A 12,361-nucleotide genomic window follows, 5' to 3' on the forward strand; every position below is an offset into this window, starting at 1 on the left:
TCTTTTTCCATGGTACCAGACCTTCGGTATTCTTATGCTAACATTAGCCCAAGGAATCGGAACGGAGGGCATTTCCTTGGCTGTACAATTGCAGAAAGCGCACGCATCGTCGAGCCTGCGCCAAGTCATTGGCTGGCTCTCGTGGACTCATTTTTTGAATGATGGCATTGCCAACTACCTGCCTGGCATTTTGCCCTTCATCCTCTCCCAGCGACACGTCCCGGCGGCTCTGGCGGGTGGCTTCATGACCGCTTTGCTTTTGGCCCAAGGACTGCAGCCGCTATCGGGATGGATCGCCGATCGCATCGGAGGCCGGGTCATGGTGCTGGGTGGGGTGGCCCTCAGCACCGCGAGCGCCGCATTGGTGGGATGGGCGCACCCGGTTTGGCTCCTGATTTTGTTGTTGATTCTGACGGGCATTGGCAACACCGCTTTTCACCCCCAAGCCCTCTCCATTACCCGAGGACATGTCGGATCCCGGCAAGGAGCGGTCATGTCCGTGTTCTTGGTGGGTGGAGAAATCGGGCGCAGTCTGGGGCCCTTGGCTGCGGGCGTGGTTGTGCACCAATGGGGCTTGAACTGGATTTGGCTGTTGGCCCTTCCGCTCTTGATCACCTATCCCTGGGTGATGAAGGTTATCCCCCCCGCGCCCAAAAAGTCCCGACAAGGGGCGCCCATTGCCTTCAACCGTCATATAAAGCCCGCGTCCGCCCTCTTGGGCTATTCCCTGGTGCGATCCGCCACGACTTACGAGATGGTCACGCTATCGCCCATTTTATGGCACCAACGCGGCGGCAGCTTAGTGGTCGGATCCGCCCTTGTCACGGTGTTGATTGGCGTGGGAATTGTGGGCAATCTGCTCGGAGGCGCGATGAACGATCGGTTTGGAAAAGGGGCGGTTCTGGCTGGAACCAGTATTCTCGCCATCATTAGCTTAGCCGGCTTCGCATCGCTCTCGGGATTTTGGATATGGCCAGCTCTCGGGGTAATGGGCATCGCGCTCTTTGGATCGTCCTCGACCACCATGCTGATTGGCCAAGACATTTTCTCCGAAAACCCGGCTTTGGGTTCGGGGGTCGCGTTGGGGCTTGCCAATGGGTTAGGCGCCATCTTGGTCATTCCCCTCACCTATCTCGCTGCTGAATGGGGAGACGCAACCATTGTTTGGATTTTGGCTGCCCTCACATTAGCGACCATGCCAACCATCTGGGGCATGCCGCGAGGCCGAAAGGAACTCGCCGCGCATCACGCGTAAATTTTTTGCTCAAAGTTATTGCTCTGACGCTTGTCTCTTTGCTATAGTCAGATAGCACTTATCATCAAGAAAGAAAGGGGGAGAAGCCCATGGTCAAGCTCCGATTCGGCATCTTCGTGAGCGCCACACTGATCGTTTGCGGTTCTCCCCCGAACGCCTGAGGTTCTTAGACCCTCTGCGCCGGCGGCAAACCGCCGGCGCTTTTTCATGTTCAGGACATAGCATCTGCTCGCCGTCCCTGAGAAAGGAGCATCATGAACGCCAATCAGCCTGTAGTTCCCTTGGATGTTCCGGCACTGGCCGTCCATCATGTTCAGAAAGCCTTCCGCGACAAACGCCAACGGCGGCTCGTCAATGCCGTCCAGGATATTTCGGTGGTCGTCCCCCGAGGCGAAATTCTTGGCATCTTGGGTCCCAACGGCTCGGGAAAATCCACATTGATTCGCATGATGGCCACCCTCTTGGTTCCCGACACGGGCTCGGTGGAGGTCTTTGGCTTGGACGTCTTGAAGCACCGCCTCGAAGTCCGGCGGCTCATCAACCGGGTTTCGGTGGAAGCCAGCTTCTTCAAGAAGCTTACCGCTGAAGAGAATCTAGCCTATGCCACCGGTCTTTACGGAGTGCCTAATCGTGATGCCCAACGGCGTGCCCGGGATATTCTTGAGCGGCTCGGCCTTCCGTCCCATAAGCTCAAAGTGCCATTGGAGCAATTGTCCCGCGGCCAACAGCAAAAAGTCGCCATCGCGCGGGCACTGTTGACCTCCCCGACACTAATGCTGCTGGACGAGCCGACTACGGGACTTGACCCCAAGTCGCGGCGCGAAGTCCAAGACTTCATTTTGGAGGTCCGGAGGACCCACGATGCCACCATCGTCATCTCAACGCATGACATGGACGAAGCGGAACGGCTCTGCGACCGGGTGGCGATCATCAACCACGGCCGGTTCGAGGCCATCGATACGCCGGCATCCTTGAAGGCCCGCTACGGACCCACGCTTGAGTCGGTATTTTTCACCCTCATTGGAGAGGCGCTCGAAGACGCTTTAGAGGACGGCGTCTAAGCGCCAAAAAAGGAGGAATCGCCTTGGCCACGGCCATTGCTGAAACACGTGCTATCTGGGCCCTGGTTCGTCGCAACTTCCATCTATTGCGCCGTTATCTTGGTTGGGAGCTGGTGTTTTGGTTCTATAACGTCATCAATACGCTAACCATTGGCCTGATTGGATTCACAATGCCTGCCGGTGCGGAACGCAATCGGATGGTGGTGTATCTGGCCATTGGGGCACTGTTATGGAACTTTCTTTCCATCTTGTTTCAGGAAGTATCCAATTCGGTCCAATGGGAGCGATGGGAAGGCACCATCGAGTACAGCTTCATGGCTCCCATCCGCCGCCTGACCTATCTGTTGGGCGTCTGTGCGTGGGCGGTTCTCTACGGGATGGTGCGTACCCTGGTGGTATTGATTGGGGTCGCGTTCTTTTTCCACGTGAGCCTAAAGGGAGCGGATTTACCCGGGGCGGCGTTGATTCTAGCCGTATCCAGCGTTCCCTTTATTGGATTGGGCCTTATTGCCGCCGTCTTGCCGCTCTTGTCCACGGAACGGGGCGCCCAAGCGACTCAGGTCATTCAAGGGGTGCTCCTGTTGGTATCCGGCGTGTACTACCCGGTTTCGGTGCTGCCACACTGGATTCGCTGGGCTTCGGTACTGTCGCCGGCGACCTACACCCTCACTGCGGTGCGGCGAGCCGTATTGTCAGGAGCTCCCATCCACGATCTCATTGGCGTGTCGGTGGGCCTCTTGGCATCCGGTGTCGTGTTGATCCCGCTCGGTCTGGGAATCTTTATGATGGCGGAGCGCCATGCTATGCGGGTTGGTTCGTTGAAGCGCAATGGCTAGCTCTCCCCTTCGACATCCCTTATACTGAGGCGTTGTAGCGATACGAAACACTGGGAAGGAACTGTTGCGGCATGGACGACAAAGTTCAGGTGCAATCGCGCACGCTGGTGCTGATTGCCCTGATGTTGGCGATGGCGCTGACGGCGATGGACTCCACCATTGTCGCCACCGCCATCCCTACCATTGTTCGGGATCTGGGCGGCTTCGCCCTATTCCCCTGGGTTTTTTCCATTTACCTTCTTACCCAGGCCGCCATGACCCCCATTTACGGTAAACTGGCTGACCTTTATGGTCGAAAGCCCATTTTGATGATCGGCGCTATCATCTTTCTTTTGGGATCGGCCTTGTCGGGCGTGTCTTGGAGCATGGTCACGCTAATTATTTTCCGTGGTCTGCAAGGCATTGGAGCGGCTGCCATCCAACCCATTGTCATTACGCTGATAGGCGACCTCTTTAGTGTCGAGGAACGCGCCAAGATGCAGGGGTATCTGTCCAGCGTATGGGGCCTGTCGGCCATCATTGGTCCAGCCATCGGCGGTTTCTTTGTGCAGTTTGCCTCCTGGCGGTGGGTTTTTTACATCAACATCCCTATCGGAGCCGCCGCGTTAATCGCACTCTGGGTTTACCTCCATGAACGGGTTGAAAGGAAAAAGCACCAGATCGACTTCGTGGGCTCCGGCCTTCTTATGACGGCCATCGGCCTGATTATTACCGGATTGCTGGAAGGCGGCGTCGACTGGCACTGGCTGTCCCCGCCATCGTTTCTCACCATCGGCGGCGGGATCGTGCTTTTGTTGGCCTTCCTCTGGGTCGAATCCCGTGCCAAGGAGCCGGTCTTGCCGATCTGGGTCTTTAGCCGCCGCGTGCTGCTAGCCGCCAATTTGGGCAGCATGGGGGTCGGGGTGCTGACAATCGGGCTCAGCTCCTATTACCCCACCTATTTGCAGGGAGTCTTGCACCAAATTCCCTTGGTGGCGGGCTTCGCGCTGGCCTGCATGTCGATCGGCTGGCCATTGGCCTCCGCCTTTTCCGGCCGCCTGTACCTGAAAATTGGCTTTCGCAACACTGCCATCTTGGGTGCCCTCGTGACGATTGTAGCGGGCGTCGGCTTTGCCACCCTGGGCCTTCATTCGTCTGTTGTTCTGGCGGCCTTGCTGAGTTTTGTGACCGGCGTTGGACTGGGACTGGGCTCCACCTCGCTCGTAGTTCTCATTCAGTCGATCGTTCCCTGGAATCGCCGGGGTGTGGTCACGGGAGCCAACATGTTTACCCGCCAATTAGGCAGCACCTTGGGCGTGGCCGTTTATGGAACCCTGGTCAATGCTACCCTGGCCCATGCCTTTCAACACCCGCCCGCCAATGTGGCCGCCCATTTGCCCCATAACTTGAATGCCGCCAGCCTGGCGCTTGGGAGTATCCCCAACCTCTCCCACGATGTGGTTGGGTTTGTCGATCGAGCCCTGAATGCCGGCATCCACCATGTGTTTATTGGGGTGTTGGCCGTTGCCGCGTGCACCTTTTTGGTGGAGTGGCTGCTGCCCAAGAAAGCGGAGCCGCTGGATTTTGCTTCGGACGGTCCCGTCGTGGGACGACAATCTGCAGAATCATGAGATCTGGCATACTAGTTATGATGGACGAAAGATAGGAGTCGGAAATGACTAAGGATGAACGGCTGGCACGCATCCGGGCGATTGTGAGCCAGTACGAAATTGAGACTCAAGAGGATCTCTTGCGGCACTTGCAAGAGGCCGGAATCGTGGTCACGCAAGCGACTGTATCGCGCGATATAAAGGAATTGCAGCTTACCAAGACCATGGGCTCGCACGGCCGCTACAAATACGCGGTGCCCACAGCACCGCCGGTGCACGACCTGGAGACGGTGCGCCGACGCATTCGTGAGGTGTTTGTGTCACTGGCTCGAGCGGAAAACTTGCTGGTGCTAAAAGTTCTTCCAGGCCATGGACAATCCATCGCTTGGCTGATGGACAACGTTCCCGTCCCAGGCCTTTTGGGAACCATCGCAGGAGACGATACCATTTTGCTCATCGTGCAAGATCGGCCCCGGGCCGAAGCGTTGGAGGAAATTCTCAAAGTTTAGCGTATCTCACCTGAACCTCGAGCGCCGGCCGCCTCAGCGGTCAGCGCTCGGCGCCCTCCCGGGAGGAATCTTGAAGACACCGACGCCATGGCAAGAAAAAGGCCGATGCCGCCAAACATCGCCCGCGCTCCTACGACCTCGGTCAGCCATCCGCCGGCTACCAGGCCCACCGGCACCGACACGCTAAAGGTCATGCCAACACCCGCCATCACCCGACCGCGCACGTCGTCCGGCGTTGCCCGCATCAGTTGCGCAGCAAAAGGGACATTAAAGAGAGCCATGCTTCCCATGGCCACCCCAAACAAGAGAGTCGCCAGCCATAGTATTGGGTGTAGGGCCATTGCCGTTAACCCGAGGCCGGTGATGAGAAACGACAACACCATCCATACACGGAGAGGCAACGCCTTGGCATAGCGTCCCGCCACGAGGGACGCCAATAAGGCCCCAAGCGCCGCGGTCGCCTCGAGATCTCCAAATCCCGCAGCACCTCGATGCAAGACTGCTTTGGAGAAGACCGCCGTGAAAAATTGCAGAGGCGCCGACGCCAGGTTGACCACGAGGCCAATGAGAACCAGCGCCCGGAGGAGCGGATTATTCCACAAAAAACCTAGCCCGCGGAGACTTTGACGCCAAAATTGCCCGGAGGATTTGCCAGGCCTCGGCGCTCCCCAATCCGCTTCGGAAATTCTGATGAGACCAAGACTGGCTGCGCTCAGTGCGAAGGATACCGCGTCCACCAACACCAAGGTCGCTGAACCGAAAGCCGCTACCAACGCGCCCCCCACGCCGTATCCCACGAGACGAACCATGCTGGCGGTCGCCGATAACATGCCCGTGGCCAGCGGAATGTCACGGTCAGGCACCCCCAGAATGCCGGGGAGAGCGCTTTGCTGAGCCGGATTAAAGAGAAGTTGCCCCACCATCACCAGGAAATTAAAGAGATAGAGCAGCGTCGGGTTCGCTACCCGGGACTCAAGCAGTCCAACCAAAACCAACATGACGAGGCTCCGCACAGTATCGGTCATGATGAGTACGCGCTTTTTAGGCCACCGATCGGCCAAGGTCGCTAGTGGCAATGAGAAAAGTAAGAAGGTCATGGTGGGGATCAGCGGCACGATCGCTGCCAACAAGGGAGAATTGGTCGTCTTCAAAACATCCCACATCGTAACCAGGGCAAAGACGCTATCCCCCAGTCCCGAAACGAGCCGGCCCGACCAAAAAATGATGAATCGGGGCTGACCAAGCAATGAACGGTATCCTCCCTGAGACATTACCCTATTCGCTTTCGCGATTGTCCTGGGACGGATGGCGCGAACCATCGAGATTCCGCTGCCGCATAGCCTCGCGAACTTGGTCCCGCAGAGCATGCATTAACTGTCGCTGGCTGGTCGGCCCCAGCCAAAAGTCGGGATAATTGTCCCGCAAATACTCAATGCATGCCTCCACCACGATCGAATTGACGGGCAACCCCGTTAACGCGCTGACCGATTCCAACCCCTTATACACGGCTTCCGAAAACCGAATCGTTGTAGCCTTAGCTTCAGCCAACTCTTATCCCTCCTGTCAAATCAAATATATATCATTTAGGCGTCATATTGAATGCATATAGGTTATTCCCCAGAATAAAAAATTCATTTCATTTCCGCTCATCTATTGCATATTTATGCACGTCAACGTATACTCTTCGATATCCGATTGAAGGAGGCTCCCTCGATGGTGCAAACGCTTGCCCTCAACGAAACCCTAAAAAACCGTTCGGTTTTATCTTTAATGGAATGGTCGCCAGCCGAATTGCAGCGGGTTCTCTATACTGCCCGCGTGATGAAGAAAGAACCGCATTCTCCCGCCTTTCGCCACGCCTTGGAAGGCCAGCATGTGGCTCTTATCTTCGAATTGCCGTCGACGCGCACCCGGGTCTCCTTTCAAGTAGCCGTCGAAAGCCTGGGCGCCAAGGCTGTGGTGTTTGAATGGAACCAGAGCCAGTTGGGCCGCGGCGAACCGATTCGCGACACAGCCCGAGTTCTGTCCCGCTATGTGTCTGGTGTGGTGGTACGGACTCGTGAGCATGAAACCCTTCAGGAGTGGCGCAAATGGGCCGACCGTCCTGTCTTCAACGCGCTCACCAATCGCATGCATCCCTTCCAAGTCCTCGCTGACGTGCTCACCATTTGGGAGAAGCTGGGCACCGTACGCGGCATTAAATTGGCGTATTTCGGCGACGGCAACAACATGGCCAATTCCTTCCTCGTTTTGGGGGCAAAATTGGGCATGGATGTCTGGATCGCCAGCCCCGAGGGATTCCAACCGGCTCCTGACGTTGTTCACTGGGCGCACCAAGAAGCCACGCTGACCGGCGCTGGCATTCACGTCACCGACGACCCGCAAGCGGCCGCCCAAGGTGCCGACGTTGTGGTCACGGACGTGTTCCAGTCCATGGCTGACGACCCGGAATTGGCGTCGACCAAAAAGAGCCTCATGGCTCCGTATCAGGTGAACACCGCGCTAATGAGCCTGGCTAAGCCCACCGCCATTTTCCTGCACTGCTTGCCTGCCCATCGCGGTGAAGAAGTGAGCGAAGCGGTGCTCGAAGGACCCCAGTCGGTGGTCTTCGACGAAGCCGAAAACCGCCTCTGGGTGCAAAAAAGCGTCTTATATCATGTCCTGGCGGATAGCTCCGCCGTACTGGGAGGTTAATCATGCGCATTGCTCTCGCCTACTCTGGCGGTTTAGACACATCCGTCATCATCCCTTGGTTGAAGGAACACTACGCCGCGGACGTGTTCGCAGTGGTTGTGAATGTGGGACAAAAGGACGACTTTCGGTACATCGCACATAAGGCGCTGGCCTCGGGGGCCAGCGACGTCTGGATCCCTGATTGCCGGCAGGAATTTCTGGAATCCTACGCGTTTCCCATGGTGCAAGCCGAAGCCTTGTATGAGGGGCAGTATCTCCTGGGCACGGCCATTGCCCGTCCCCTGATCGCCAAAAAGCTGGTCGAGGGAGCCGCCAAGTTTGGGGCTGAGGCCGTAGCGCATGGCGCTACCGGCAAGGGCAACGACCAAGTCCGATTTGAAGTTGGGGTCCGCGCCTTGAATCCGGACTTGGCCATCATCGCTCCCTGGCGGCTCTGGGATTTGAAGGGACGCCAGGACGAAATGGCCTATGCTGCCGCCCACGGTGTACCCGTGGACTCGACGCCCGAGTCCCCCTATTCCCGCGATGAAAACCTGTGGCATGTAAGCCATGAAGGTGGCGCGATCGAGAACCCGGCATTGCCCATCCCACCCGACGTCTACACTTGGACCGTCCATCCTGAAGATGCTCCCGACGCTCCAGAAGTGGTGGACATTGGCTTTGTGAACGGGATCCCGGTCAGCATCAATGGGCACCCTCATAATGCCGTTACCCTAGTCGAATCGCTCAATTCTTTGGGGAGCCGGCACGGTGTCGGGCGCCTGACCATGGTCGAGGACCGCCTGGTGGGCATGAAGTCGCGGGGCGTCTATGAAACGCCGGCCGGCACGATCCTGTATGCCGCTCACAAAGCCTTAACCAGCTTGGTTTGGGATCGCGAGGTCACCTATTTTATGGACCAGGTGGGAACCAAACTCGCCCGCCTCACCTATGATGGACTATGGTTCTCCCCGTTGCGGGAAATACTGCTGGAGACCACAAAGACGGCGAATCAACCCGTGACCGGCGAAGTTCGTGTCAAACTGTTTAAGGGTCAGGCCACAGCGGCAGCTGTCAAACAAGCGCCCGAATCGCTTTACTCCCCGGAACTGGCCACCTTCGAGGCGAGCTCCTTTAGCCACCAGGACGCGGAAGGATTCATCCGTTTGTGGGGCCTCTCGAGCCAGGTCTATGGATCCGTCCATCGGGAGGGCATCAAAGTATGACGGATATGGCGCGGAGCGGCCGCTTCAAGGGTGGCCTAGCCCCCGAAGCGGCCACGTTTTGCGCATCGATTGGGTTCGACTGGCGCCTGGTCGGTGAGGACTTGGACGGCTCATTGGCCCACTTGGCGATGCTGGAAGCCACCGGAATTTTGGCCAGCGAAAAGGCGGCTATCATTCGCCGGGGACTTGAGCAAATCCGCCAGGAATGGCAGCGAGGCGAGTTGACGCCCCGGGCCGAATGGGAAGACGTGCACATGAATATCGAGGGGCGGTTGCACGAAATTATTGGGCCGGATGCCGGATATTTGCACATGGCCCGGAGCCGAAATGATCAGGTCGCCACGGACATGCACCTTTACATGATGCGAGTGGCCGGACGATTTCGATCGGGCCTGTCCGAGGTTCTGGCAAGCTTGATTGAGTTAGCCGAGGAGACCGCGTCTGTCATCATGCCCGGCACCACCCATTTTCAGCCCGCACAGCCCATCCGTATGGCCCACCATTGGCTCGCCTATGGCTGGATGTTTCACCGCGACCTAGAACGGCTGAGGGACTGGGAAAAGCGCGGCAGCCTCTCCCCGTTAGGAGCCGGTGCGTTGGCCGGTACCCCCTACCCCACCGATCCGGTGCTGGCGCAGCACCAATTAGGGTTTGACGCGTTGTATCAAAATTCGCTCGATGCGGTGTCCGACCGCGACTATTTGCTGGAGTTTCTGGCGTGGGCCAGCATCTTCGGAACGCATGTCTCCCGCATGGCAGAGGAGCTGGTGCTCTGGTCGCATCCCCGTTTGGGCTATGTATCCTTGGGGGATGGCTACAGCACGGGGTCCTCCATCATGCCGCAAAAGAGAAATCCCGATGTGGCTGAGCTGCTTCGGGGAAAGAGCGGGCGCCTCTTCGGACGGCTGATGGGGCTTCTCACCGTGATGAAGGGACTGCCCTTGGCCTATAATTCCGACATGCAGGAGGACAAAGAAGCCGTTTTCGACGTGGTGGACACCGTGGACTCCATCTTAGCGCTTCTTCCAGGCCTGCTAGGTAGTTTGGAGATTTATCCGGAGCGCATGCGGCAAGCAGTCGAGGAAGGATTCGTGAACGCCACCGACTTAGCCGATCGGCTTGCTCAAGGCGGCATGCCCTTTCGTCAGGCCCATCATCGTGTGGGAGAATTGGTGCGCGCCGTGATCGAGGCGGGGTATGACCGGTTCGAGGATGTTCCCCAAGACACATGGGAAACTCTGGCCCCTGATATTCCCCACACGTGGCTTGAACATCTTACGCCGGAAGCATTGGTCGAGTCGCGTAAGCAGAGCTTCTCACCCGCATCGGCATCCATAGAAGGGCAAATCGCCGCCTTAAAACAAAGCCTCCGAGGCGGTCTGGGCGATTGAGATCCGTGTCGGCGCACGTTTGTGTCGACATCAAGGGCCGTACACTATCGAAACGCCTCGGCTCTGATTTTCCGCATGACAGAACACATGATGAAAACTGCTGCTTTGCCCATAGAGGAGGAGGCCGTTGTCCGTATTAGCGAATATCCTCTAAGGCATTTTGAATTCGTTCCAACGCTTCACGCAAGGTCGAACGAGGACAGGCGAAATTGATGCGTTGGAAAGGTTCTCCTCCGGCGCCAAAGATATAGCCGTCATCCAATGCGACTTTGGCCTTTCGGCGCATCAATTGCTGCAGCTCCCGCTCCGTCAAGCCATAGTCGCTAAAATCCAGCCACGCCAAATACGTGGCCTGGGGTCTAGTCATCGTGACGCGGGGCATCCGCTCTTTTAGAAAGCCCTCAATGAAATCGAGGTTCTCTTCGAGGTAGCTTATGAGTTGCGCAAGCCATTCTTCCCCGCCGTTATAGGCCGCGATCTGAGCCACCGACCCGAAGGATCCCGGGTCCCCATCAACAGCCGTCAATCTATGGGCTAATTCGGTTCTGACCTTATCGTTAGGAACGATAATATCCGAGATGTGCAGACCGGCAAGGTTGAAGGTCTTGGACGGCGACGTGCAGACAATAGCGTTCGCCTGACAGTCCTCGGCAATCTTCCCAAAGGGAATGTGGCGATGCGGGGGATAGATTAAATCCGAGTGAATTTCATCCGAAACGACCAACACGTCGTTCTGCCCGCAAATCTCCCCCACCCGTTGCAACTCTTCGGCCGTCCAGACACGCCCTACCGGATTGTGTGGACTGCATAAAAACATCAATTTGGTGCGGCTGTCTCGCGCGAGCCGTTCTAAGTCGGCAAAGTTCATCTCGTATTTGCCATCCGTGTGGATTAACGGGTTATCCGCCACGCGGCGGCCACTGTCAGTGATAATGTTGGCAAAGGGGTAGTAGACAGGGCACTGGATAATGACACTGTCGCCCGGGCGGGAAAACGTCTCCACAATGACGTTGAGGGCCGGAATGACCCCAGGCGTGAACAGGATCCACTCCTTGGCGATCTCCCATCCATTTCGTCGGCGTTGCCAGTTTACGGCCGCCTGCAAGAATTCATCGCTCTTGTAACCATAGCCGAACACCCCATGTTGGGCTCGCGTAGTCAAAGCCTCGACGATGGGCTGCGCCACCCTAAAGTCCATGTCGGCAATCCACAGAGGAAGGACGTCTTCGTCTCCGAAATACTCCCTCAGATGTTTTTTCGACCACTTCACCGAGTCCGTGCCCCGTCGATCAATTATTTCGTCAAAATTGTACTGTGTCATTTTCTGTCCTCCCTTGAGCTGCTTCCGGGATACTGTCTCGGACTCCTTCCATTAGAACAGATATTCCCCAAACTGTCAGTCGCCGTGAAAACCAAATGCGGACGCAGTCAAGCCAAACCACCCACCTCCCTATAGCGCTTAAGACCGTTCAAGAAGGACGGGTCGGTTGACACCATGTGCTGATACACCGCTTCCGCCCCCGCGGTTCACGTCTACGGGCTTGGGTCGTTTGGGCCACCACGAGGTTCTGCACGAGCAGCCGCATTGCGTTTTTTCGTTTCCGTCAACGGTAAGCCGGTGCGTCGGCCCCTTGCTGACAGCTTCCACACCTGAGCCTCTTCGCTCGACAAGGCTGGTCGGCCCCCCCGATTGGCGGGTCCGCTGGCCGCGGCTGTTTCCCGGACGGCACGCCCAGAGATCCGCCTAGGAGCTTTTTCAAAAATTGACCCGGACGGCTCCGCGGACGGGTGTCAAAATTCGCTGGGGTGGGCGGCCATTTG

General features: G+C 57.3%; 11 protein-coding genes. 8 read left to right on the forward strand and 3 right to left on the reverse strand.

Going from position 1 to position 12,361, the window contains the following annotated elements:
- Positions 1-76: 76 nt before the first annotated feature.
- The 5 genes from HIJ39_RS05040 to argR all read left to right on the forward strand — a co-directional run bounded on the left by HIJ39_RS05040 (position 77) and on the right by argR (position 5,250).
- Positions 77-1,255 carry an MFS transporter gene (locus tag HIJ39_RS05040; protein WP_169097365.1) on the forward strand — a complete coding sequence of 393 codons (1,179 nt, stop codon included), beginning with the start codon at positions 77-79 and terminating at the stop codon, positions 1,253-1,255.
- Positions 1,256-1,509: 254 nt separating this feature from the next.
- Positions 1,510-2,316: an ABC transporter ATP-binding protein gene (locus tag HIJ39_RS05045; protein WP_169097367.1), complete on the forward strand. Its 807-nt coding sequence runs from the start codon at positions 1,510-1,512 to the stop codon at positions 2,314-2,316.
- A gap of 23 nt (positions 2,317-2,339) precedes the next feature.
- Complete coding sequence (locus tag HIJ39_RS05050; protein ID WP_207711484.1) at positions 2,340-3,152, forward strand: ABC transporter permease; 813 nt, start codon at positions 2,340-2,342, stop codon at positions 3,150-3,152.
- A 71-nt stretch (positions 3,153-3,223) separates the two neighbouring features.
- Complete coding sequence (locus HIJ39_RS05055; RefSeq protein WP_243239354.1) at positions 3,224-4,762, forward strand: MDR family MFS transporter; 1,539 nt, start codon at positions 3,224-3,226, stop codon at positions 4,760-4,762.
- Between the two features lie 44 nt (positions 4,763-4,806).
- Positions 4,807-5,250 (forward strand): arginine repressor, encoded by a 444-nt coding sequence (gene argR / locus HIJ39_RS05060; RefSeq protein WP_169097369.1) that lies wholly within the window; start codon positions 4,807-4,809, stop codon positions 5,248-5,250.
- On the opposite strand, the gene HIJ39_RS05065 is transcribed toward argR, so the two are convergent.
- Positions 5,247-6,497: an MFS transporter gene (locus HIJ39_RS05065; RefSeq protein ID WP_169097371.1), complete on the reverse strand. Its 1,251-nt coding sequence runs from the start codon at positions 6,495-6,497 to the stop codon at positions 5,247-5,249. The two genes, argR and HIJ39_RS05065, sit on opposite strands and share 4 nt — an antisense overlap.
- Before the next feature lie 28 nt (positions 6,498-6,525).
- On the reverse strand, positions 6,526-6,798 hold the full coding sequence (locus HIJ39_RS05070; protein WP_169097373.1) for a hypothetical protein: 273 nt from the start codon (positions 6,796-6,798) through the stop codon (positions 6,526-6,528).
- A 165-nt stretch (positions 6,799-6,963) separates the two neighbouring features.
- Between HIJ39_RS05070 and argF the strand changes: the two genes are divergently transcribed.
- The 3 genes from argF to argH are packed head-to-tail and all read left to right on the forward strand — an operon-like array spanning position 6,964 to position 10,540.
- Positions 6,964-7,944, forward strand: a complete 981-nt coding sequence (argF, locus tag HIJ39_RS05075; protein ID WP_169097375.1) for an ornithine carbamoyltransferase — start codon at positions 6,964-6,966, stop codon at positions 7,942-7,944.
- Positions 7,945-7,946: 2 nt separating this feature from the next.
- A complete protein-coding gene (locus HIJ39_RS05080; protein ID WP_169097377.1) occupies positions 7,947-9,149 on the forward strand; it encodes an argininosuccinate synthase in 1,203 nt (400 codons plus the stop codon).
- The gene (gene argH / locus HIJ39_RS05085) at positions 9,146-10,540 is read left to right on the forward strand and encodes an argininosuccinate lyase (RefSeq protein WP_243239355.1); all 1,395 of its coding nucleotides are present in this window, start codon (positions 9,146-9,148) and stop codon (positions 10,538-10,540) included. The genes HIJ39_RS05080 and argH overlap by 4 nt, the downstream gene beginning before the upstream one ends.
- 136 nt (positions 10,541-10,676) lie before the next feature.
- Here argH and HIJ39_RS05090 read toward each other — a convergent pair whose 3' ends face one another.
- Positions 10,677-11,861, reverse strand: a complete 1,185-nt coding sequence (locus HIJ39_RS05090; protein ID WP_169097379.1) for a MalY/PatB family protein — start codon at positions 11,859-11,861, stop codon at positions 10,677-10,679.
- Between the last annotated feature and the right edge of the window lie 500 nt (positions 11,862-12,361).

This window comes from Sulfobacillus harzensis, from assembly GCF_012933365.1.
Taxonomy (GTDB): Bacteria; Bacillota; Sulfobacillia; order Sulfobacillales; family Sulfobacillaceae; genus Sulfobacillus_B; species Sulfobacillus_B harzensis.

Bases quoted from the DNA above. Each gene is read 5' to 3' on its own strand.
- HIJ39_RS05045 (WP_169097367.1), top strand. From the start codon at position 1,510: ATGAACGCCAATCAGCCTGTAGTTCCCTTGGATGTTCCGGCACTGGCC.
- HIJ39_RS05055 (WP_243239354.1), top strand. From the start codon at position 3,224: ATGGACGACAAAGTTCAGGTGCAATCGCGCACGCTGGTGCTGATTGCC.
- argR (WP_169097369.1), top strand. From the start codon at position 4,807: ATGACTAAGGATGAACGGCTGGCACGCATCCGGGCGATTGTGAGCCAG.
- argF (WP_169097375.1), top strand. From the start codon at position 6,964: ATGGTGCAAACGCTTGCCCTCAACGAAACCCTAAAAAACCGTTCGGTT.
- HIJ39_RS05080 (WP_169097377.1), top strand. From the start codon at position 7,947: ATGCGCATTGCTCTCGCCTACTCTGGCGGTTTAGACACATCCGTCATC.
- argH (WP_243239355.1), top strand. From the start codon at position 9,146: ATGACGGATATGGCGCGGAGCGGCCGCTTCAAGGGTGGCCTAGCCCCC.
- HIJ39_RS05090 (WP_169097379.1), bottom strand. From the start codon at position 11,861: ATGACACAGTACAATTTTGACGAAATAATTGATCGACGGGGCACGGAC.